This window comes from Ponticoccus litoralis (genome assembly GCF_039769985.1).
GTDB lineage: Bacteria > Pseudomonadota > Alphaproteobacteria > Rhodobacterales > Rhodobacteraceae > Ponticoccus > Ponticoccus litoralis.
Map to the genome: position 1 here is coordinate 318,223 of NZ_JBDNCH010000004.1, position 22,247 is coordinate 340,469.

Consider the following 22,247-nt stretch of genomic DNA (forward strand, 5'->3'; position numbering starts at 1 on the left):
TTGCGCCCGGTGCGCAGCGCCCGCGCCGCCGCATTGGGCGAATAGCCCAGCTTTCGCGCCACCTCGCGCACGTTTCGGACGGTCTCTTCAAGTAGGATGTCGGGATTGTTGAAGACCCGCGACACGGTCGAGCGATTGACCCCCGCCGCCTCCGCGACCTGCTGGATCGTGACCCTTTTGGCCCTTGGCCGCTGCGTCGCCATAGTGCGTCTCTCCCTGACAGCCCCCGGAAACCGGAACGAATTGCCGGGCACGGGGCACGACGATCAAAGCGCGCATTGTGGCCCAACACCGATGGCGCGGGCAATGGGCTCTGAGGCAGGATCGACTGTCGGCAGGGTTCCCCCGGCCAGAGGAAGGGAAAATCGCGGGTGTTCGTGGTGGGTATAGCCGGTCAGGCTGACGGACCGCCGGGGCACTGTGACCGCCCGGACGGGACCGGATCCCGTCCCTGTCGGGCCTGTCGATGCCCTGCGGAAGCCGAGCGGGCAGCGGCGGGCGAACCCGCCGTCACGCACCAGGCCCCGGTGGCGCCTGACGCCCCGACACAGCGGCCCGCCCCGGGACGGCTAGCGAAGCCGCAGGTATCCGCCCTGCGTCTTCAGGCGATGTGTGACCGTATTCGACTGCGCCAGCGTCTGCTCGACAAAGCAGCCTTTCTTGGCGGCCTCGATCAGCGCGACCTGCTCTTCCAGGGGGTTCGGGCTGTCCAGCAGGATATCGATGTCGAAGGACTTGGGCGCCGTTTCATAGATCCGGCCGACCGGCGTCCATTGCCAGACGATCTTGCAGTTGACCGTCAGGTCGTTGATCTCGACGTCCATCCGCTTCGCGAAGGCCCGCAACTGGGTCATGATGCAGCCGGTCAGACCGCTGATGAAATGGGCCAGCGGCGGTGGCGCCGAGGCTTCGCCGCCATGGAACGGCCCTTCGTCGGTCGCCATGGCGAACTCTTCCAGCATGGGCTGGGTCATCTTGACATCGAGATCGTTGCGCATTTTCCCGGTGGCGCGACCGGAACAGGTAAAGACGACCTCAAGCGGGTCCTTGGGCTGATCGACGGACATGCTGTCCCCCTTCAATGGCGCGTCATGCGCCGCAACGCTGTCATGGCAGACCCCGCCCCCGGCGGGACGGGGCCAATGCGGCTGGCCGGTCAGAAGCTCACCTTGTCCGCACCCTTGAGCCCCAGCATGGCGCGGGCCTCGGCGGGGGTGGCGATCCGGTTGCCCTGCGCCTCGAGGATGGATTTGATCTTCTCGACCTGCTGGGCATTCGACTCCGCCAGCTTGCCACGCTCGATGAACAGCGAATCCTCAAGCCCGACCCGCACGTGGCCACCCATCTGCGCCGCCACCGCCGCCAGCTTCATCTGCTGGCCACCGGCACCAATCACCGACCACTGGTAATTGTCGCCAAAGAGCCGGTCGGCGGTGCGCTTCATGAAGACAAGGTTGTCGATCTCGGCGGCGATCCCCCCAGGATGCCCATCACGAACTGAAGGAAGATCGGGGCCTGGAACATGCCCTGCTTCATGCAGAACGCAAGGTTGTAGAGATGGCCGACCTCGTAGCATTCATGTTCGAACTTGGCGTTGTGCCGGTCGCCCCCCATGGTCGCCGCGACCTGCTTGATGTCGGCAAAGGTATTGCGAAAGATCCCGCCCTCGGAGGCCCGGATATGCGCCTCTTCCCAGTCGAATTTGAAACGCTCGTAGCGATCCGCCAGCGGGTGGCAGGAAAAGTTCAGCGATCCCATGTTGAGCGAGCACATTTCCGGGGAGGCCGCCGCCGCCGGGGCAAGCCGGTCCTCGATCCCCATGGTGATGCTGCCCCCGGTCGAGATATTGATGATCGCGTCGGTCTCGGCCTTGATGGCGGGCAGGAAGGCCATGAAATGCGCCGGATCGACCGAGGGCTTGCCGTTTTCCGGGTCGCGGGCGTGCAGGTGCAGGATCGCCGCCCCGGCCTTGGCCGCGTCAATGGCCTGCTGCGCGATGTCGTCGGGCCGGTAGGGCAGTGCGTCCGACATGGTCGGCGTGTGGATCGCCCCGGTGATGGCGCAGGTGATGATGGTCTTTTGCATGTCAGTCCTCGAATATGGCGACGGCACGGACGAACCCGGCGGACGCCGCCTTGATCTTGTAGGGGAAGCAGGACACGGTGAATCCGGTCCCGGGAAGCTGGTCGAGATTGGCCAGCTTCTCCATGTGGCAGTAGCCCGTCTCCATGCTGGCGCGGTGCCCCTCCCAGATGATGGCGGGGTCGCGGCTTTCGGCGAACTCGCTGGCGGTCAGCGGGAAGGGCGCGTCCCAGCTCCAGGCGTCGGTGCCGGTCACGCGGACACCCTGATCCAGCAGGTGCATCGTCGCGTCGCGCCCCATGCCGCAACCGCGCATCAAGTAATCCGGCGCGCCGTAGCGCGCCCCCGCCGATGTGTTGATCATCACGATATCCAGCGGCTGAAGCCTGTGGCCGATCCGCTCCAGCGCCTCGTCGACCTCTGCGGGCGTGACGATGTGCCCGTCCGGCAGGTGCCGGAAGTCAAGCTTCACGCCATTGCCGAAACACCACTCAAGCGGCACCTCGTCGATGGTGATCGCGCGCTTCCCGCCATCCATGGTGGAATGGTGGTGATAGGGCGCGTCCAGATGCGTGCCGTTGTGGGTGTAGATCGAAAGCCGCTCGATCGCCCAGCCGTCGCCGCCGGGCAGGTCTTCGGGCGCCAGCCCGGGGAAGAAACCGGCCATTTGCTCGGCGGTATCCTTGTGGTCGAAATACTCGATCCGGGGCAGCATCATCTCGGGGTCCGAGGGGATGTCCGCCTCGAGCGGCACCGACAGGTCGACAAATCTGCGGGTCATGGCAGCACCTTTCAAAGCAGGCCGGTGGCGATGGCGGGGAAGAGGATGATCAGGATCAGGCAAAGCAGCATCATCAGCGCAAAGGGTGCGGCGCCGTAGAAGATGTCGCCCAGGCTGATATCGGGGTCATCCAGCGTGGATTTGATGACATAGACCGAGATCCCGAAGGGTGGCGTCAGCAGCCCGATTTCCACCGCGATCACGGTGATGATCCCGAACCAGATCAGGTCGACCCCCATGGGGATCAGGATCGGCAGCATCAGCGGCACGAGGATCAGCATGATCGAGGAGCTGTCGAGGATCATGCCCAGAAAGATCACCACCAGCACGTAGAGCAGGATCAATCCCAGCACGCCAAGCTCTGCCGTGGCCGCCATTTCACCGAATGCCAGCGGCACCCCGGAAAAGGCCAGCATCCGGGAATACATCTGCGCGGCGATGATCAGGAAGCAGACCGACGCGGTGACAAGCCCGGTATCCACCAGGACGCGCCAGAGCGCGGCCCAGCTGAGGCGCCGTTTCAGCACCCCGATGACCAGCGCCCCGATGGCGCCGATGGCGCCGGCTTCGACCGGGGTGAAAAAGCCCGCGTAGATGCCGCCCAGAACGATGCCGATCAGCGCGGTGATCGGCACCCCCTTGGACAGCAGCTCCATCGGGCTCAGCGCCTCGCTGTCCTTGCTGAGGTTTTCCCCCACGAATTTCGGCGCGAAGATGGCCATCAGGACGGTGCCGACCCCGAAGAACAGGGCCAGCACGATGCCCGGCCCGATCCCGGCCACGAACAGGTCGCCGATGGACTGCTCTGCCAGCAACCCGAAGAGGATGAGCAGCAGGCTTGGCGGGATCAACATGCCCAGCACCGAACTGCCCGCCACCACGCCGACGGCAAAGCGGCTGCTGTAGCCGTGCCGACGCATCTCGGGCACCGCGATCTTGGTAAAGACCGCCGCCGAGGCAATCGAGATCCCGGTCACCGCGGCAAAGATCGCATTGGCCGCCACCGTGCCCACGCCCAGCCCGCCCTTGATCCGGCGGAACATCGCATTGGCCACGTCGAAGGCATCGCGCCCGATCCCGGATTCCGAGACGAGGAACCCCATCAGCACAAACAGCGGCACCACGCCGAAGAAGTAGCTGGCAATGGCATCGTTGGCGGCAAGGCCCAGCATCTTGGCGGCCAGGATCGGCGATCCCTTGATCGCCCAGACCCCGAGGAAGGAACAGAGGATCAGGGCGATGGGCACGAACATGCCGCCCATGACCATCAGCCCCATCCCTCCCAGGGCCATCAACCCGATTTCAAATGTCGTCATCGGCTTTCCTTCGCAGTCAGGAAGCGGCGCAGGATCCGGGCCAGGAACTGCAGCACCAGCAGGCAGCCCCCGACCAGGATCATCAGCTTCACAGGCCAGACCGGCGCGGTGAAATCACCCGCGGCGCCGACGAACTCCGACCGTGTCCAGGCACGCATGAAGATCGGCCAGGTCGCGTAGAGAATGGCCCCGACCACCACCATCCCCAGAAGGTCGTAGAGGGTCTCGAGACCCTGGACGACACGCGGCGCGCGGCGCTCCAGAAACCCGATCAGCGCATCCGAACGGGTCATGCGACCCACCTTGAGCGCCTGCGGCGCCTGCAGGAACACGATCGCGACGATGGACAGGGTCACCATCTCCGGCACGCCCGAGATCGGGGCATTGAACATATTGCGGCTGAAGACATCGGCGCCAATCAGCAGGACCAGACCCGAAATCAGGAGAGATCCGCAGACATTGGCCACCTGCGTCAGCACATCCAGCCAACGCAGGGGCCAGGGCTCGGCCCGGGCAAGCTCTGTCATGGATTATTCGGCGTCCCAGTCACGCAGCGGGGCCGCGCCTACCGCACGCATTTGCTCCATGTAGGTCCGCAGCGCCTCGGTGCCGGGCTGGCCCTGCGCATCCAGACCCTCGGCCCAGACCCTGGCCGCGTTGTCCATGGTCCCGGCCCAGTGCCGCGCGCAGCTCGTCCGAGGCGTCGGTGATCGTTGCGCCGTTTTCACCCATGACGGTGAAGGCGTTCTCGACAGCGGCTTCCAGCGAGCCGACATACCAGTCGGCGGTCGCATCCGCCGCCTCTGTCAGTGCCGCGCGCACCTCTTCGGGCAGGCTGTCGTACCAGTCGACGTTGGCACAGATCGACCCGGCGTATTGCGCGCCAAGACCGGCGCGGGTGATATAGGGCGCGACCTCGTACAGCTTGCTGGGCAGGGCGGCAGAGCCGAAGACGATCACGCCATCGAAGACGCCGGTCTTCAGTTCGTTGTAATAGGTGGTCAGGTTGCCAGAGACGCCGACCGCCCCGGTGCCCGAAAGCCAGTTCAGCGCCGCCCCCGGCGCGCCGATCTTCTTGCCGTCCAGATCGGCCAGCGACGTCACCGGGAAATTGGTCATCAGCAGGTAATCGTCAAGCACCATGGGCGCCCCGATATAGACCACGCCATTGTCCTCATAGCTTTTCTGCATCGCCGGATCTTCGACCTGCAACCGGTGCATCAGCGTTCCGATCTGGCGCACATCGGCGCTGACGAAGGGCGTGTAATAGGTCACGTTCTGCACCGCCAGCTTGGCCGGATCGAAGAGCGACTGACAGGTGCCAAGCTCGGCCAGCCCGGCCTCGACCGCCTCCAGCTCTTCGCCCACCCCGGCAATGGCGCCGCCGTACTGCCTAGAGAAGGAAATCGAGTATTCCGACCCTTCAAGCGCCGCCTCGACCGCCGGCACGAAAGCCTCGTCCAGCATCTGGACCCAGCGGAACACCGGCGGATGCCCGGCGGCAATCGTGGCGGAAAAGCTGTCGGCGACCGCTCCGGTCGGGCCCAGCAAGACGGCTGCCAGCAGCCCGCGCTTCATCATTGTGTTCATATTTCCCTCCCTGATATCATGGACTTGTCTTAACCTGTCGCCGTCAGCGCCAAAACGCCGCCCTTTGCGAACCGGACCAGCTGCGCGAGAACCGCCTCGAAGCTCTGAAGACCGTCGCGCCCCATCAGCCGCTCGACCCGGCCATCGCGACCGATCACCGCGATCAGGGCGCCAAGCGACAAGGTGTAGGCCATCCCGGCCATGGCCTGATCGGCCCCGGGCACCGCGCGTTCCAGCGCCGCCACGAATTTCTGCGCCGTCGGGTCGTAGAATTTCCGCACCAGCGCCTGCTCGCGTTCCTGCCCGACAACCAGTCCGCTGAAGATGCGCGCATAGGCGTTCTGCCCGCCCGACGGCCCAAGCGGCGACCGGAACAGGGCGTCGAGGATCTGGTCCAGCGCATCCGCCGCGTCCAGATCCACCCGGGACAGCAGCGCCATCCGCTCGGAGTTGATCTTCTCCGACCGCTGCGCAATCACCGCCTCGTAAAGCGTTTCCTTGTTGCCGAAGTGATAGTGCAACAGCGCCTGCGACACCCCCGACCGCGTGGAAATCGCCTTCATCCCCGCGCCATCGAAACCGCGGTCGGCGAACTCGACCTCTGCGGCAAGCAGGATCTTTTCAATCGCGCCCGATGCGCTTGAACCGCGTTTTGCAGGTGCCTTCGACATGGGGGCACCATATCCTGACTGATCAGTTAGTCAAGACGGTTGATGGCCAGCCTTTCCACCGCGCGCCCTCGCTTGGCGGCACCCGTAACACGTCGCTTTCAGATACGGTTTCGCCCCCGGGCCGTCGCCGCTCCGGCGGCGGTTCTATTCATCTGGCCGGCTTTCTCAAGCGTCAGGATCGGACAGAGAAACGCCGCCCGGAGTTTGGCACGCCCGTTGCCCGCCACGCCAATGCCCCGCCCCATTTGCAAGGACCGCATCCAAGACAAAGACCGCGCGGGCACAATGGGGCTATATCGACGTATACGGGCCAATAGGTAAATTACGGGCGTAGTCTACCCCGGAAAACAGATGACAATTTCAGTCAAGCTTCCGGTTAATTCGAGACAGGGACAGCTTGGGCTAAAACCGACTGCTCCCTGCGCGCCCTGGTCGGCCCCGAAAAGAACGGCGCGCCGGGCCACTTTGCATCCGGAATGGCGGATTGACCGGCGGTGGGGTGATTCTTCCATGCAGCCGGGACGCCCGGGCCACGGCAACACGACCTTAGTCCCCATGCAGGATCCCCCACCGAACCCGCGGGATCCGGCCCGCCATACACCGGAGTTTGCCCGGCTCCGGGGCCGCTGCGAATTTCTCAACATTTGCGTCAACTTATCCATTGCGGGCCGGACACAAGGGGCGCCCAGCCCCGTGCGATTGTTGACAATTCCAAAATTTTCCTTCCGGGATTGAATTTTACGTGCTAGCTTTTTTCCAGAGTAGAAGCGAACTTGGCCCTCTGGGACTTTGGTAATTGCTCAGTATTCGTGCAGTTCACCCGGGGCAGTCAGTTTAAAAGGGTAACGATCGCTACTGCTCGACAATCCCTCAGGGCGAACTGTTTCAAATCGGCTCAAAACGTTGCCGGTTCGTGTCCGCTGCGAACCACGACAGGGAGGAAAAATCATGAAGGGAATAATCTCAGCCACCGCGTTTCTACTGGGCAGTGCGGCGTCTGCTCAGGCGGTACGGACAAAGTCACGTTCCAGATGGACTGGCTGCCCGGTGGTGACAAGGCAGCTATCTTTGTCTGTCTCGAACGGGGGTTTTGCGAAGAGGCCGGATTGGACCTGAGGCTCGAATCCGGGCGCGGCTCCTCGGAATCGCTGACCAAGCTGGCCACCGGAAGCTCGGATATCGGCAATGCCGATATCGGCGCATTGATGGCCGCCCGGGTGACCGAAGACCTGCAAGTGACCGCCGTGATGTCCTATTACAGCGAGGGACCGCACGCATTCTTCACCCTCAAGGGCAACGGGATCGAAAGCTTTGCCGATGTGAAAGGCAAGAACCTGGTGACCTCGCCCTTCACCTCGTCGAACGTCTACCTGCCTCTGGTGCTGAACGACAACGGCCTGTCGATGGACGATGTCACCCTGACCAAATCCGACCCGGGCGCGCTGAACCCGATGCTGGTGACCGGGCAGACCGACGCGGTGATTTCCTGGATCACCGACGTGACCCGCTACACCCAGCAGGCCAAGGATGCCGGACGCGAGATGATCGTTCTGCCCTGGGCCGAAGCCGGGCTGGTGATGTATTCCGGCTCTATTGTCGCCTCGAACCAGTTCCTGGAAGAGCGCCCCGACGTGGCCCGCCGCTTCATCGCGGCACTGCTACAGTCGGTGGAATACATGCGCGAGAACCCCGAGGACGCGGCCAAGGCGGTGACCGACGCCGTCCCGGAAATGGATCACGCCACCGCCATGGGGTCGCTGAACGACGCGCTGGGGCTGATCTTCAACGAGGTCACGGAACGGGACGGGCTCGGCGCGCTGGAACCCGGGCGCCTGCAGGCCACATGGGAGCGCGTCGCCGCCGCCCAGGGCCTGGCACCGGATGCGCTGGATCCCGAAGACGTGGTTGACCGCAGCTTCATGCCGGAGAACGGATCATGATCCAGCCCGACACCGTGACACCCGCTGTCCAGTTCACCGATGTCGAAATGAAATTCGACACCCGCGCAGGCGAACTGGTCGCCCTGCAACATGTCAACCTGGCGATCAACGACCACGAGTTCCTTGCGGTGCTCGGGCCGTCGGGCTGCGGCAAGTCCACGCTGATGCGGATCGTCGCCGGCCTGCTGAAACCAAGCGCCGGCACGGTCTCGGTGCATGGCGAGAAGGTGGTCGAACCGCGTGACGATATCGGCATCGTGTTCCAGAAGCCGACCCTGCTGCCCTGGGCCACGCTCGAGGACAACGTGGTCTTCCCGATGAAGCACAAATACGGGCGCGTCACCCCGGAACAGCGGGAACGGGCACACGAACTGCTGAAGCTGGTCGGCCTTGCCAAGCTGGAAAAACGCCGCCCCGACAGGTTGTCGGGCGGGATGCAGCAGCGCGTCGGCATTGCCCGCGCGCTTCTGCACAACCCCGACATCCTGCTGATGGACGAACCGTTCTCGGCTCTCGACGCCCTGACCCGCGAGGAAATGGGATACGAGTTGCAGAACATCTGGCAGAAGCACCGGAAAACCGTGATGTTCATCACCCATTCCATCGTCGAGGCCGTTCTACTGGCCGACCGGATCATCGTGATGAGCCATGGCCCCGGAGCGCGGGTCGCGGAGGATCTCAGGGTTCCCGCGCCGCGCCCGCGGACCGGCGACTCCATGCGGCTGACCGAGATGCAGGATCTCGTGGCCCATCTGCGCGATACCTTGATGACCAGGAAGGCGGCCTGACATGACTGCAACATTGACGCGTGTGAACCGCATTCCCGGGCTGCTGCCCGGGCTGACCTTCCTGATCATCCTCGTACTGTGGGAAAGCTCGACCCGCTTCTTCACCATCCCCACCTTCCTGCTGCCGGCCCCCAGCCGGATCCTGGAAGGCTTCGACGCGGTGACGGTGTCGCGCTGGCTGGCCCATGCTCGGGCGACCCTGCGGGTGGCGATGCTCGGGTTCCTGACCGCCATCGTGGTCTCGCTGCCGCTGGCGATCCTGCTGACGCGGTTCAAGCTGGTCTCCAGCGGCATCTACCCGCTGCTGGTGGTGATCCAGTCGACCCCCATCGTCGCGGTCGCGCCGATCATCATCGTGACCATGGGATCGGGGGACATGTCGCGGGTTCTGATCACCTTCATGATCTCCTTCTTCCCGCTGGTCGTGTCGATGACCACCGGTATGAAGGCAACGCCGGAGGAGCTGATCGAGCTCAGCCATTCGCTGAAGGCGCCTGCCATCCGCGAATTCACCCAGATCCGCATCCCCTATGCGATCCCCTATATCTTCTCGGGGCTGAAGATCTCGGTGACCCTGTCGGTGATCGGGGCGGTCGTGGCCGAGTTCGTGGCTGCCGAGAAGGGGATCGGGTACTTCATCCAGTTCTCGACCTCCCTGTTCAAAATCCCGCAGGCCTGGGCCGGTCTGGCCATACTTGTCGTCATGTCCCTGACGCTGTTCCAGATCATCGCACAGACCCAGCGCCACTTCTTCCCGTGGAGCCTTCCGCGCGAAAGCAAGTGATACGGAACCGCACCGGTTCGCAAAGCAGTCCCGGCCGGCATATCCGACCGGGACTTTCCTTGTCCGCCCGGTGCCCGAGCTTACCGGACAACAGCAGATGCCCACCCTGACCCGCTTCATTCCCTTCGCCTTCGTTCTGATCTGGAGTACCGGCTTCATCGGCGCAAAGTTCGGCCTGCCCTACATGGAGCCCTTCTTCCTGCTGGTCCTGCGCTACGCTCTGGTGCTGGCCCTGTTCGGCCTCGGCCTGCTGCTCTGGCGCGGCCCCCTGCTGGCGGCGCGCGACATCCCAAGCCAGCTTCTGGTCGGCAGCCTGATCCACGGCGCCTATCTGGGCGGCGTTTTCTACAGCATCTCGCGCGGCGTCCCGGCCGGGCTGGTCGCGATCATCGTCGGCATGCAGCCGCTACTGACCGCGCTGCTGGGATGGCTCTGGCTGAACGAGCGGCTGACCCGCGCCACGGCCACCGGGTTGCTGGTGGGCTTCCTCGGCCTGCTGCTGGTCGTGGGCGGCGCCGGGGCGCTGTCGCAAGACGGCGCGCCGGATGGCGCGGGGCTGGTTGCGACCCTGATCGCGCTGATGGGCATATCGACGGGCACCGTGCTGCAAAAGCGCCACGGCGCCGGGGTGCCGCTGCTGGCGGGAACAACCGTGCAATATGCCGGGGCGCTGGCGGTCACCCTGCCGCTGGCCCTGCTGTTCGAAACCGGGCGGGTCGAGCCGACATGGCCGCTGATGCTGACCATGGCCTGGCTTGTGCTGGGGCTCTCGGTGCTGGCGATCAGCCTGCTGATGGTGATGATCCGCAGCGATCAGGTCGGGCGTGTGACCAGCTATTTCTACCTGGTGCCGCCCCTGACCATGCTGCAGGCATGGCTGTTCTTCGGAGAAACGATGTCCGCCCTCTCGGCAATCGGCACACTGCTGGTGATCGGCGGCATCTACCTGGTGATCCGCCGGACCCGCCGGGATGCCGGGCCCCAGCGCGCCCTGCCCGCACGCGGCTGAACCCGCGCCGCAAACGAAGGCCGCGCCGGGCAGGCCCCGGCGCATGGGTCATCCGTGGTTTCAGACGGGCTCGCCGCGCTGTCAGGCCCCCTCGGACCTGCCGCCGGTCCAGCGCTTCACCGTGCCGCTGTCCAGATCGAAGAGGTCGAGCACCCGGCCAACCGTGTGATCGACCATCTCCTCCAGGCTTTGCGGTCTGGTGTAGAAGGCCGGCACCGGGGGATAGATGATGGCGCCCATCTCTGTCACCGCCGCCATGTTGCGCAGATGCCCCAGATGCAGCGGCGTCTCGCGCAGCATCAGCACCAGCCGCCGCCGCTCTTTCAGCACCACATCCGCGGCCCGCGACAGCAGATTGGCGGTGGTGCCGGTGGCGATTTCCGCCATGGTCTTGACCGAGCAGGGCGCCACGATCATCCCCATGGTGCGGAAGGAACCCGAGGAACAGCCCGCCCCGATATCCTTGTTGGAATGGGTGTGATCGGCCAGCGCTTCCAGATCGGCTGCCGTGAAATCGCACTCATGCGCCATGGTGATGCGCGCGGCATTGGACATGACAAGATGGGTCTCGATGTCCAGCGCGCGCAGGACTTCAAGCATGCGCTTGCCGTAGATCACCCCCGAAGCCCCGGAAATCCCGACGATCATGCGCCTTGGCTGTGTCATGTCAGTTCCTTCCGTGCCACGGGCAGATTACCGGCCAATATCCTTCAGAAGCGCCGCCGCGCGCGCTTGCGCCTCGGCGCCGATCAGCGCGCGGGTGCCGTGGAAATCCGGCCCGCGCGTCGCGTCCAGCCCCATCCGCGACGTGGTGCCGATGCCGCTGGCCGAGGGGTCGAGCGCATTGCCCGGCAGCCCCTCGATGATCACCACGTCCCGATGCGGCTGGAAATGGCTGGACAGCGCCCAGAGCACCTCTTCGTCGCGGGTGATGTCCACATCCGCATCCACGACGATCACGGTCTTCAGGTACTGGTCCCATCCCAGCAGCCCCAGCATGACCTGCCGGGCCTCGCCTTCGCGGCTTTGGTTCATCGCCACATAGGCGTGGAAATGCGTGCCCGAGGACGGGTAATGCACCGCCGTCACCGACGGGAAGCGCGCCCGCAGCTTCTCGACCATCTCCGCCTCGCGCGGGATGCGGCCAAGGTTCAGGTGTTCGGCGGAATTGCCACCGGCCACGCTGACCGAGGATGGGCGCGTTGCGGCGCAGGATGGTTTCCACGGTGAACAGGTTGTTGGTCGACCGGTCAGAGGAATAGCCGGTGAACTCGCCGAACGGCCCTTCCTCGACCGAGGCCTCGTGGTCGATCACCCCCTCCAGCACGATCTCGGCATGGGCCGGGACGCGGATGCCGTATTTCGGCGTCTCGACCACTTCCAGCGGGGCGCCCATCAGCCCGCCGGCGATGTCGCGCTCATCCTCTTCGAAGGCAAGCCGCGCCGAGGCGGCAAGCATGAACAGGGGATGCCCACCGATGATCATGGCCACCGGCATCGGCCTGCCCAGTTCCTTGGACATGTTCAGCAGCCGCCACAGGTGGCCGCGCGAATGCAGCGAGGTCGCCAGCTGGTTCTTCGAATGGATCATCGCCCGGTGATAGGACAGGTTGCCGATCCCGGTGTCGGGATCCTCGCCCAGGATGATCCCCGAGGTGATGTATTTCTTCCGGTCGGTCTCGAAATGCTTCAGCATCGGCAGCAGGTTCAGGTCGACATCCGCGCCCGAAATCACCTGCTCCAGCACCGGCCCGTGGTCGACCACCTTGGACGGCATCGCGGCGCGCGAGCGTTTCTGGTAGGCCGCGTGCAACCCCGGCTCGTCGGTGTCGAACAGCCGCGCGATGCGCTGCCGCGATCCGAAGACGTTGCACAGCACCGGCGACTGAAGATGCGCCACCCTGTTGAGCCGCAAGAGCGGCTGTCGGCCCTGCGCCGCCAGCGCCCAGATCAGCGCCGTCGCGTCCTGATCGTCGGACACTTCGCTGTCGATCTCGATCACGTCCTCGGGGTGCGCGGCGGCATATCCGGCCAGAAAGTGACGCACATCCTGCGGGTGATGGCTGTCGGTTTTGGTCATGAGCATGTCAGGCGTCCCCCGGGGTCGGCAAGATCGTGGAATACAGTGGAAGGACCAGAGGCGGCGCCGGGGTCCGGCGCCGCCCCGGTCCGGGTCAGGCCGGTTCCAGCAGCTTCCCGGTGGCCCGGTCGACGCCGGCATAGGTATCGGTAAGCCGGGCCTGAGCGTCCTTCAGATCGCGGGGCGGCGGGGTCGTGTCGATGCCCACCAGCCGGGCGATGTTGTTCCCCAGGTAGCCTTCCAGATCCTCCTCCGACAGGTTCATGCCATGCGGCGGTTCGTGGCACAGTACCTCAAGCTCGCGCAGCCACATGCCCGGATCGTTGGGCGGGCTGTCCGTGCCGAAGACGATCTTGTCCTTCGGCAGCTGCTGGGCGAACTCGACGATCCGCGACTGAAAGCACCATCCGCTTTCGCAATAAACGTTGGGCGTGTCCATCGCCATCCAGAAGGCCTCGAAGCTATAGTTGCCGCCGGTCTGGATGCCGAAATGGCCGATGATGAAGTTGACCATCGGGAACTCGCGGATGATCGGATAGAACATCGTCGGGATGGTATAGGGCCCGTCGCCGGTATGGATCAGCACCACGATATTGTACTTGGCGCACATCTCCATCGCCGGGCGCAGCCATTCCAGCGCCCGGTCGGGCCGGTAGCCATGCATGTTGGCGTGCAACTTGATCATCTTGAAACCGTATTCCTTGTGGTGGAATTCGATCTCCTTGGCCCCGTTCTCGGGACCCCAGCGCGGGTTGTAGTTGAAGTTGCCGATGAAGCGGTCCGGGTACTTCTGGCACAGCTCGGACACATAGGCCATGTAGTCGCGAATGCCGTCGCGGCCCATGCGGTTGCCGTCGCGATAGCCGGTATTGCCCGGCGGCGGCTGGATGAAGCCCATGTCGATCCGGCGCGGCTTGCCGTTGATCATGTAGGGGCCGTCCATCATTTTCAGCATCCGCTCGCCGGTGAAAGGCTCGCCCGTGTGGCGCCAGGCCTCGTCCACCAGGTTGGTCGGATGAAGATGGGTGTCGATAATCATCTTGGTCTCCTTCGGAAGGTCTTTGGGCGGCTTATTCTGCCGGTTCCAGAACGACGCCTTTGTCCCGCAGATAGGCCTCTGCCTCGGCCACGGATTTCGGCGGGGCGGTGGGTTCCAGCCCGATCATCCGGGCGGTGTTGTTGCCCAGGTAATCCTCGAGCGTGTCCTCATCGAGGTTCAGGCCCTGCGGCGGCTCGTGGCACAGAACCTCAAGCAGGTTGATCCACATGCCCGGCTCGTTCGGCGGCGTGTCGGTGCCGAAGAGGATCTTGTGCTTGGGCAGTTCCTTCGCGAATTCGACGATCCGCGACTGCAGGCACCAGCCGCTTTCGGCGTAGACATTGGGTTCGTCCATCGCCATCTGGAACGGCTCGAAGGTGTAGACCCCGCCGGTCTGCACGCCGAAGTGCGCCAGGATGAAGTTCACCTCGGGGAACTCGCGGATGATCGGGATGAATTCCGTCGGGATCGAGTAGGGCCCGTCGCCGGTATGCACCTTCACCATGATCCCGAGGTCGGCGCAGACGCGCATGGCCGGACGCAGCCAGTCCAGCGCCCGGTCGGGACGGTAGGCGTGCATGTTGGCCTGCAACTGCACCATCTTGAAATCGAACTCTTTCACGTAGCGTTCTATTTCCTCGGCGCCGTTCTGGGTACCGTAGCGTGGGTTGTAGACGAAGCAGCCGATGAAGCGGTCCGGGTGCTCGCAGACCATCTTCTCGGTATAGCCCATGTACTCCCGGATCGCGGCCTTGCCTTCTTTTTCGTGGATGCCGTGGGTGTAGATCGTATTGCCCTGCGGCGGCTGGATGAACGCCTTGTCGACGCGACGGGGTTTGCCGTTCACGTAGAACGGGCCGTCCATCATCTTCAGCAGCCGCTCTCCGGTGAAGGGCTCGCCGTCATGGCGCCAGGCCAGATCGACGAGATCCGTCGGATAGCAACTCAGGTCGATAATCATGAGGAACCTCCTGGAATGAGGTGCCTGAATGCAATGCCGCCGCCGCCAGAAAGCGTCCCGAAGGACGTCGCGCGGGGACGGGCCCCGTCGGGGCCGATCCGGTTCGGGAAAGCGGGGAATGTCGACATCGCAGCCTCACCTCTCAATGGGTTGGTGAGCAATTGGCTGCGCTTCTACTCTGGCTCCAGCCTAGGGACAGAGTTAATGCAAGTCAATAAGAAAGTCTCAGAAGCTTTTGTTTTTGCTTAACAATAATCGACGACAGGCGGCCCGCGCGCGGATCGCGCGGGCCGCTTTTTCAGTCCGGGTCAGTGCGGAAGGGGCGTCAGTCCACCAGGCAGGAGGACAGCTTGCGCCCGATCTCGTCGCGATCCAGATCACTGGTAGATGAACACGATTTTCGAGCGGCGCGTTTCGTCCTGCCAGGGGTGATCCGGGCGCAGGTCGAACAGCTGGTGCACCGCCTGAAGGACATAAAAGCGGTCGTCGCCTGCTATCGCCAAGATCCCCTTGGTGCGGAAGATCGCCGGGCCCTTCTCGTCCAGATAGTCGGTGAGCACCCGGTGCAGCTTGTCCAGCACGAAGGGCCGATCGAAGGTCATGCTGACCGAGGACACGGTCTCGTCGTGCAGATGCCCATGATGATGGTGGTGATGATGATCGTGGTCATCCTCGCCATTCATGTCGATCTGCAGGATCTCGGCGCGCTCCTTGACATAGGAGGGCTGGAACCCGTTGACGTTGAGGATATTGTTCAAATCCACCACCCCGAACTCCGAGCGCAGGATCTCGGCGGTCTGGTTCAAGCCGCGCAGGTCGCCTTCCAGCTTGGCCAGACCGGCCTCGTTGGCAAGATCGACCTTGTTGACGATGATCCGGTCGGCGGCGACGATCTGGTCCACCGCCTGATTGTCGCGCCCGTCCAGCACCGGATCGTAGAGATGCTGGTCGATATGCTTGGCATCCACCAGCGTCACGATGGCGTCCAGATTGACCTCGTCCGCCACGCTGCGGTCGGCAAAGAACGCAGTCGCCACCGGCGTCGGATCGGCAAGGCCCGAGGTCTCGACGATGATGTGATCGAACTTGTCCTTCTGGGCCAGGAGCTTTTTCATCACGTCGATCAGGTCGTTGCGCACGTCGACGAAGCAGCAGATGCAGCCGTTCTGCATCTGGTAGATTTCCTCGTCCGAGGCCAGCACCAGATCGCTGTCCACGTCCACTTCGCCGAACTCGTTTTCGATCACCGCGATGCGATAGCCGTGCTTTTCGGTCAGGATGTAGTTCAGCAGCGTGGTTTTGCCCGACCCCAGGAACCCGGTCAGGATGGTGATCGGCAGCTTGTCCTTGGGGATCTCGTGAATGTTCATCATGATTGGCGCTCCTTCTCGGCCAAGGCGTTCAGAATGTCTTCGGGGGTGATCGGGTAGTGGCGGAAGCGCACCCCGATGGCGTCGAAGATGGCGTTGGAAATGGCGGGGCCGATGGCGATGATCGGGTCTTCGCCAACCCCCTTGGCGCCCCATGGGCCGCCGGGATCGGGCGCGGCTTCAAGGATCACCGTGTCGATATCGGGCATGTCCATCGACAGCGGCATCTTGTAGTCGACCAGCCCGGCATTCAGCGAGCGGTCGGTCCGGGTGTCGATGATGTAATCCTCGGTCAGGGTGTGGCCGATGCCCTGCTGGATACCGCCTTCGATCTGGCCCGCCGCGGCAATCGGGTGGATCACCTTGCCGACGTCATGCACCGGCACGACCCGGTCCACCGTCACCAGCCCGGTTTCCGTGTCCACGCTCACCTCGACGAAATGCGCGGCGAAGGAATAGGACTTCGTCGGCTCGTAGGTGCCCCGGCCAAGGATATTGGCCGACGGGATGCCCGGTTTCGGCCCCATCGCCTCGGCCACGGTCAGACCCTGATCGGGGTTGTCGCGCCGGTAGATCCGGCCCTCGACCATATCCAGCGCATCGGCGGTGGTCTCAAGCATCCCGGCGGCGCGTTTCAGGATACCGGCCCGGGCCTCGGCCGCCGCCATGCGGGTGGCGCTGCCCACAAGGTAGGTGGTGTGGCTGGCGAAGGCGCCGATATCCAGGGCACAGCGTCGGTATCGCCGTGCACCACGGACACGCTTTCGAAGGGCACGTTCAGCTCTTCGGCGGCGATCTGCGCCAGCGCGGTATGCGCCCCCGTACCCAGCCCCGCCGCGCCGGTCATCAGCGTGACCGAGCCGTCCTCGTTGACCTTGACGATGGCATTGCCCTGTTCCTTGATCCCGGGATAGGCCGAAGAGCCGTGCATCTCGCAGCCCAGCCCCCAGCCCTTGCGGACATGCGGCGCCGCCGGGTCGGGACAGCGCGTGCCCTGCCGCAGGGCCTGCCAGTCGAAGACCTTCGTGCCGTGGGCGATGCAGGCCTCCAGCCCGTGACCGACGATGGGATGGCCCGACGGCGCGATATCGCCCTCGCGCACGGCGTTCTTCAGCTTCAGCTCTGCCGGGTCCAGCCCCAGACGCTCTGCCGCCTCGTCCATCTGGATGTCGAGCGCGTAATAGGTCTGCACCACGCCGTAGCCGCGAAACGCCCCCGCAATCGGGGTGTTGGTATAGACCGCGCGCCCGTTCAGGCGCAGGTTCTCGCAGCGGTAGAGCGACGTGGCGGAATTGGTGCCGACCGTGGTGACGCCGGGGCTGTGCGACCCGTAGGCGCCCGAGTCGAAGACGATCCGCATGTCGCGCGCGGTGATCGTGCCGTCCTTGCGAAAGCCCTGCTTCAGCCACAGCTTGAACGGGTGGCGCGAGCGCCCGGCCAGGAAGGTTTCGCGCCGGGTGAATTCCATCCGCACCGGCTTGCGTGTCGCCCGGGCCAGCAGGGCACAGAGGAACTCGTGCTGAAAGCAGTCCTGCTTGGCGCCGAACCCGCCGCCCATGTGATCGACAAGCACCCGCACCTTGGTGCGCGGCAGGCCCAGAACCTCTGCCGGGATGCCACGCACCATGAAAGAGCTCTGCGTCGAGGTCCAGAAGGTCAGCTTGCCGGAGCCGTCCCAATCGGCAAGGCAGACATTGGGTTCCATGTAGCCGGGCACCGGACGGCCCCCGGAATACTCGCCTTCGAGGATGAAATCCGCCTCGGCAAAGCCCTTCTCGACATCGCCGCGTTCCACCTGCACCGGCGCCAGCACGAGGTTGCCGCCGGGGCCGTGATCGTGGATCCGGGGCGCATCCGGCGCCATCGCCGCTTCCGGGGTGAAGACCGCGGGCAGTTCCTCGTATTCGACCTCGATCAGGTCCAGCGCCTCGTCGGCGATCTCTTCGCTGATCGCGGCCACCGCGGCGACGCCCTCGCCCCAGTAGCGCACCCTGTCGTCGAGGATGTACTGGTCCTTCGTGCAGGAGATCGAGCGCGGATGCGGAGAGCCATGGTGCAGCACGCGCGGCACGTCCTTGTGGGTCAGCACCGCCTTGACGCCGGGATAGGCCAGCGCCTTGCTGACATCGATGCGCTTGATCCGGGCGTGGGCCACGTCCGAGCGCTTCATCTTGCCGTAGAGCATCCCCACCGGCTTCAGGTCGGCGACATAGACGCCTTCGCCGGTGACCTTCTCGATGACGTCTTCGCGCTTGACGCTCTTGCCGATGACGCTGAAATCGTTCTTCAGGGGTCCTGTGGGCTTGTTCATGCGGTTTCCTCCAGCGCGCGGGCGTTGCGGATATCCGCCGCGGCACTGCGCACGGCGTCGAAGATCTTGGTGTAGCCGGTGCAGCGGCAGATATTGCCGCTCAGTCCAAAGCGGATCTCTGCGTCGCTGGGATCGGGATTTTCGGCCAGCAGTTGCTGCGCCATCATCAGGATGCCCGGCGTGCAGAAGCCGCATTGCGAGGCGCCGTGGCGCATGAAGGCCTCCTGAAGCGGGTGCAGGATCTCCATGCTTCTCTGCATGCCCTCGACGGTTTCGACCGTGCGGCCCTGCGCCTCGACCGCCAGCATCAGGCAGGCGTTGACCGGGGCGCCGTCGACGATCACGGTGCAGGCACCGCAATCGCCCACGTCGCAGCCCTTCTTGGTGCCGGTCAGCCCGACTTCCTCGCGCAGCGTGTCCAGCAGCGACCGGTGCCCCTCGACCGCCAGGCTATGGGGGTCTCCGTTTATGGTCAGGTCCACGATCTGTTTCATTGGCTCGCCTCCATTGCTTGCCTGAGGGCACGGCGGGTCAGGACGCCCACCATGTTGCGGCGGTAATCGGCGCTGGCGCGCACGTTGCTGATCGGTGTGCACTCGGCCATGGCCTGCGCCCCCGCCTGCGCGATCAGCGCATCGGTGATCCCGGCGCCCTTCAGCAAGGCCTCGGCGCCCGGCGCGCGCAGCACCGTCGGCCCCACGGCGCCAAGCGCGATCCGGGCATCGGTGCAGAGATCGCCGTCGCGTTCGAGGCTGACCGCGACGCCGACCGTGGCCAGCTCCATCGCCTTCCGGCGCCCGTGCTTGAGGTAGCTGCGTCCGCTGCCGGGGACCGGGGCCGGAAGCACGATGCCGGTGACGATATCGCCACGCTCCAGCCGCGTGCGCCCGGGGCCGGTGAAGAACTCAGCCGAGGGCATCCGGCGCATGCCCTTGGGCGTGTAGATATGGATGATCGCGCCATCCGCGAGCAGCGGCGGAATGGTATCGGCAGAGGGTGAGGCGCGGCAGATATTGCCGACCACCGTGGCCCGGTTGCGCACCTGGATCGAGGCCAGCAGCCGAAGCGCCTCGGCGAAATTCGGATAGGTCTGCTGCACACCCGGCAGGATTTCCAGCTGCCGCGCGGTGATCAGCGCCCCGAAGGTCAGCCCGGTGTTCGGATCCCAGGTGATATCGGTCATGCCCGGGATCTTCTTGATGTTCACCACATCAGAGACGTCCCGCAGCCTTTCGCGGATCTCGACGAAGAGGTCGGTGCCGCCGGCAAGCACATGGGCCTTGTCGCCCAGCTCGACCAGCAGGCACGAGGCCTCTTCCAGCGTCGAGGGTTCATGATAAGCAAAGCGTCGCATCTGGCCTCCTTCAGATCGCAGCGGACTCGAACCGGGCCGCTGGCGCTTGAGTGATGGCCGCTTATCCTGAGCAGGGGCTTCGCCGGGGGTTGTCTAGCCGGGCCCGGGGGGCCCGTCCTGATCGTCCGCCGCCTTGATATCCAGCAGCATCTCCGATTTCAGCGCGGTCAGAAGCTGGTTGTTGTAATGCACCGCCTCGTCCCCTTCGCCGCGGGCCAATGCGCCCATGGTCTTGATATGCAGGTTGTGACCCGAGAACTCCGACGGTCGATCGTGACGATGGGACATCAGCAGCGGCTGGCAGTTGATCAGGTCGTACAAAAGCTGCGACAGGTGCTTGTTTCCGGCCAGGCGGCCCATCTCCATGTGAAAGCGGCGCGAGTGGTGCCGCGCCTGCACCACGTTGCCTTCGTCATAGGCCGCCCCTTCGGCGCGCAGGATGTCCTGCAGGGCCGCGCCGGCCTCGGCGGTGTAGTTGCGTGCCGAGGCTCTGCAGCAGCCCGGTTTCGACCACCATGCGGGCCTCGAAGACCTGCTCGGCCTCGGCGGCGCTGAGCCGCACGATGCGGGCGCCCTTGTTGCGGCTGATCTCCACCAGACCGGCATTGACGAGGCGCAGCAGCCCGTTGCGGATCGCCTGCCGGTTCGCGCCCGCCGCTTCCGCGAGTTCGCGCTCGACCAGCCGGTCGCCAGCCCTCAGGCGCTGATCCTGGACCGCCTCGACCACCAGCGAAAACACGCGCTCTTCCGCGTCGATTCCACTTTTGAGTTCGGCTTTCGCAGGTGCCTTTCTGCGGAACTGGGGCTTTGTCACGGCAACCTCGTCTTTCATGAAGTCAGGCTAGACCGCACCGGACATTATTGTCAACAATACATTATTTATCCTTATTTTCCATTCTATTAACATCCAACTTCCCGCGTGATCGACAGCCTTGAAACACGGCACCTCCAAGCGGCGCACATCAGAATCAACCTTGGGGACAGTTTTGCGGAAGACAGCGCCCGGCACCGGTATCTCCGGGGCCGGGGGACCGCTCCGCACCCGCGCAGACAGAGGGCGGGGCACGGCTGAGCATGCGGGACCGGGCGGCTTTCGTGCCAGTCGCCCAAGGCCAGATCCGATGGCCAGACCCGACGACCGGAACAGCGCCGGGCCATGCCCAACGCCACGAAGGTCAACGGATTGTCCGGCAGGAACCACACCCCGGGGCGCGCGCAGTCCCGCCCGGAAGCGGGGCGGGCCCGGTCGCGTCGGCTAGGGGGCTGAGGGGACGGTTTCGGGAAACGCCCCGAGGAGGATCTCTTTCAGGCGTTCGGCGGGCGGCGACAGGCTGCGCCACTTGTGCTGCATGACGCAGATATTGCGGGTGATCACCGGATCGGTCAGTGCAACGCTGCAGACCCCGGCGGCGGCGGTCAGCTCCATCGAGTTCTCCGGCAGCACCGTCACCCCAAGACCCGCCGCGACCATGCCGATGGCCGTGGTCGAAAACCGGACGTCGTAGGCGGGCAGAAACTCCGGCGCGACGCCGATCATGGTGCGCTCGACGATCTGGCGCAACGGATTGTCCTGCGCCAGCACGATCAGCGGCTGGTCCGCCAGATCCGCCCATCCAAGCGCCTGCCGCGCGGCCAGCGGGTGATCGGCGCGGCAGATCAGCGTCAGCCGGTCCTTGCTGACCGGCAGCGACGCGATCTCGGGGTCGTCGTCCAGCAGCGTCCCCAGCGCGATATCGGCCTCGTTGCGCAGCAGGGCCGGGCGGATTTCCTCTTCGGGCATGTCGCGCAGGCCGACCGAGATACCCGGGTGCTGCTCAAGGAACCGGTCGATCAGCGCGGGAATTGTCGTGGCGGAGAAGATGATCGAGCTGGCAACGGTCACCCTGCCCTTCTTCAACAAGGCGCGCTCCCGGACATTGCGCGTGGCAAGATCCAGATCTTCCATCGCCTTGCGGGCCTGCGGCAGAAAATCGATGCCGATGTCGGTCAGGTTCACCTTGCGGGTATGGCGGTCGAACAGGCGGACGCCCAGCTCCAGCTCCAGATCCTTGATCAGCAGGCTGACCGCGGCCTGCGTCAGCCCAAGCGCGCTGGCGGCCAGGTTGAACCGACCCAGTTCGGCCACGGCAAGGAAGGCGCGGATCTGGCGCAGCGTGACATTCATCCCCGGC

At 64.7% G+C, this 22,247-nt stretch carries 20 protein-coding genes and 4 pseudogenes; 4 read left to right on the forward strand and 20 right to left on the reverse strand.

Going from position 1 to position 22,247, the window contains the following annotated elements; translation table 11 throughout:
- Positions 1–44: 44 nt before the first annotated feature.
- From ABFB10_RS24410 to ABFB10_RS22175, 8 genes and pseudogenes are all read right to left on the reverse strand, one after another.
- A pseudogene (locus ABFB10_RS24410) lies at positions 45–203 on the reverse strand (LacI family DNA-binding transcriptional regulator); the annotation flags it as partial.
- Positions 204–569: 366 nt separating this feature from the next.
- Complete coding sequence (locus ABFB10_RS22145) at positions 570–1,067, reverse strand: OsmC-related (seleno)protein (RefSeq protein WP_347168383.1); 498 nt, start codon at positions 1,065–1,067, stop codon at positions 570–572.
- Positions 1,068–1,156: 89 nt separating this feature from the next.
- Positions 1,157–2,085: pseudogene (gene kce, locus ABFB10_RS22150) on the reverse strand (3,5-dioxohexanoate:acetyl-CoA acetone transferase).
- 1 nt (position 2,086) lies between these two features.
- On the reverse strand, positions 2,087–2,863 hold the full coding sequence (locus ABFB10_RS22155; protein WP_347168384.1) for a cyclase family protein: 777 nt from the start codon (positions 2,861–2,863) through the stop codon (positions 2,087–2,089).
- A gap of 11 nt (positions 2,864–2,874) precedes the next feature.
- A complete protein-coding gene (locus tag ABFB10_RS22160; RefSeq protein ID WP_347168385.1) occupies positions 2,875–4,179 on the reverse strand; it encodes a TRAP transporter large permease in 1,305 nt (434 codons plus the stop codon).
- Positions 4,176–4,706, reverse strand: a complete 531-nt coding sequence (locus tag ABFB10_RS22165; RefSeq protein WP_206563680.1) for a TRAP transporter small permease subunit — start codon at positions 4,704–4,706, stop codon at positions 4,176–4,178. Before ABFB10_RS22165 ends, ABFB10_RS22160 begins: the two co-directional genes overlap by 4 nt.
- A 19-nt stretch (positions 4,707–4,725) precedes the next feature.
- Positions 4,726–5,769, reverse strand: a complete 1,044-nt coding sequence (locus ABFB10_RS22170) for a C4-dicarboxylate TRAP transporter substrate-binding protein (RefSeq protein WP_347168386.1) — start codon at positions 5,767–5,769, stop codon at positions 4,726–4,728.
- A gap of 29 nt (positions 5,770–5,798) precedes the next feature.
- Positions 5,799–6,440, reverse strand: coding sequence for a TetR/AcrR family transcriptional regulator (locus tag ABFB10_RS22175; RefSeq protein ID WP_347168387.1), 642 nt, complete (start codon positions 6,438–6,440; stop codon positions 5,799–5,801).
- 809 nt (positions 6,441–7,249) lie between these two features.
- Between ABFB10_RS22175 and ABFB10_RS22180 the strand changes: the two genes are divergently transcribed.
- From ABFB10_RS22180 to ABFB10_RS22195, 4 genes are all read left to right on the forward strand, one after another.
- A complete protein-coding gene (locus tag ABFB10_RS22180; RefSeq protein WP_347168616.1) occupies positions 7,250–8,380 on the forward strand; it encodes an ABC transporter substrate-binding protein in 1,131 nt (376 codons plus the stop codon).
- On the forward strand, positions 8,377–9,168 hold the full coding sequence (locus tag ABFB10_RS22185) for an ABC transporter ATP-binding protein (RefSeq protein WP_347168388.1): 792 nt from the start codon (positions 8,377–8,379) through the stop codon (positions 9,166–9,168). Before ABFB10_RS22180 ends, ABFB10_RS22185 begins: the two co-directional genes overlap by 4 nt.
- Before the next feature lies 1 nt (position 9,169).
- The gene (locus ABFB10_RS22190; RefSeq protein WP_347168389.1) at positions 9,170–9,952 is read left to right on the forward strand and encodes an ABC transporter permease; all 783 of its coding nucleotides are present in this window, start codon (positions 9,170–9,172) and stop codon (positions 9,950–9,952) included.
- 97 nt (positions 9,953–10,049) lie between these two features.
- Entirely contained in the window at positions 10,050–10,961 is a 912-nt protein-coding gene (locus tag ABFB10_RS22195; protein WP_347168390.1) for a DMT family transporter, read from the forward strand.
- 81 nt (positions 10,962–11,042) lie between these two features.
- Here ABFB10_RS22195 and ABFB10_RS22200 read toward each other — a convergent pair whose 3' ends face one another.
- From ABFB10_RS22200 to ABFB10_RS22255, 12 genes and pseudogenes are all read right to left on the reverse strand, one after another.
- Positions 11,043–11,627: a UbiX family flavin prenyltransferase gene (locus ABFB10_RS22200; protein WP_347168391.1), complete on the reverse strand. Its 585-nt coding sequence runs from the start codon at positions 11,625–11,627 to the stop codon at positions 11,043–11,045.
- A gap of 27 nt (positions 11,628–11,654) precedes the next feature.
- The gene (locus ABFB10_RS24415; protein ID WP_430523073.1) at positions 11,655–12,083 is read right to left on the reverse strand and encodes a hypothetical protein; all 429 of its coding nucleotides are present in this window, start codon (positions 12,081–12,083) and stop codon (positions 11,655–11,657) included.
- Between the two features lie 127 nt (positions 12,084–12,210).
- Positions 12,211–13,182 (reverse strand): annotated as a pseudogene (locus ABFB10_RS24420) (UbiD family decarboxylase domain-containing protein); the annotation flags it as partial.
- A complete protein-coding gene (locus tag ABFB10_RS22210) occupies positions 13,136–14,080 on the reverse strand; it encodes an amidohydrolase family protein (RefSeq protein ID WP_347168393.1) in 945 nt (314 codons plus the stop codon). The pseudogene ABFB10_RS24420 and the gene ABFB10_RS22210, both read right to left, overlap by 47 nt.
- Before the next feature lie 31 nt (positions 14,081–14,111).
- Positions 14,112–15,041 carry an amidohydrolase family protein gene (locus ABFB10_RS22215; RefSeq protein ID WP_347168394.1) on the reverse strand — a complete coding sequence of 310 codons (930 nt, stop codon included), beginning with the start codon at positions 15,039–15,041 and terminating at the stop codon, positions 14,112–14,114.
- Positions 15,042–15,418: 377 nt separating this feature from the next.
- Positions 15,419–16,414 carry a CobW family GTP-binding protein gene (locus ABFB10_RS22220; RefSeq protein WP_347168395.1) on the reverse strand — a complete coding sequence of 332 codons (996 nt, stop codon included), beginning with the start codon at positions 16,412–16,414 and terminating at the stop codon, positions 15,419–15,421.
- A pseudogene (locus ABFB10_RS22230) lies at positions 16,411–18,722 on the reverse strand (xanthine dehydrogenase family protein molybdopterin-binding subunit). The gene ABFB10_RS22220 and the pseudogene ABFB10_RS22230 overlap by 4 nt, the downstream one beginning before the upstream one ends.
- Entirely contained in the window at positions 18,719–19,216 is a 498-nt protein-coding gene (locus tag ABFB10_RS22235; protein ID WP_347168398.1) for a (2Fe-2S)-binding protein, read from the reverse strand. Before ABFB10_RS22235 ends, ABFB10_RS22230 begins: the two are co-directional and overlap by 4 nt.
- Complete coding sequence (locus tag ABFB10_RS22240) at positions 19,213–20,076, reverse strand: FAD binding domain-containing protein (protein WP_347168399.1); 864 nt, start codon at positions 20,074–20,076, stop codon at positions 19,213–19,215. Before ABFB10_RS22240 ends, ABFB10_RS22235 begins: the two co-directional genes overlap by 4 nt.
- Before the next feature lie 93 nt (positions 20,077–20,169).
- Positions 20,170–20,526 (reverse strand): FCD domain-containing protein, encoded by a 357-nt coding sequence (locus ABFB10_RS22245; RefSeq protein WP_347168617.1) that lies wholly within the window; start codon positions 20,524–20,526, stop codon positions 20,170–20,172.
- On the reverse strand, positions 20,489–20,815 hold the full coding sequence (locus tag ABFB10_RS22250) for a GntR family transcriptional regulator (RefSeq protein ID WP_347168618.1): 327 nt from the start codon (positions 20,813–20,815) through the stop codon (positions 20,489–20,491). The genes ABFB10_RS22245 and ABFB10_RS22250 overlap by 38 nt, the downstream gene beginning before the upstream one ends.
- Before the next feature lie 516 nt (positions 20,816–21,331).
- Complete coding sequence (locus ABFB10_RS22255) at positions 21,332–22,240, reverse strand: LysR family transcriptional regulator (RefSeq protein ID WP_347168400.1); 909 nt, start codon at positions 22,238–22,240, stop codon at positions 21,332–21,334.
- Between the last annotated feature and the right edge of the window lie 7 nt (positions 22,241–22,247).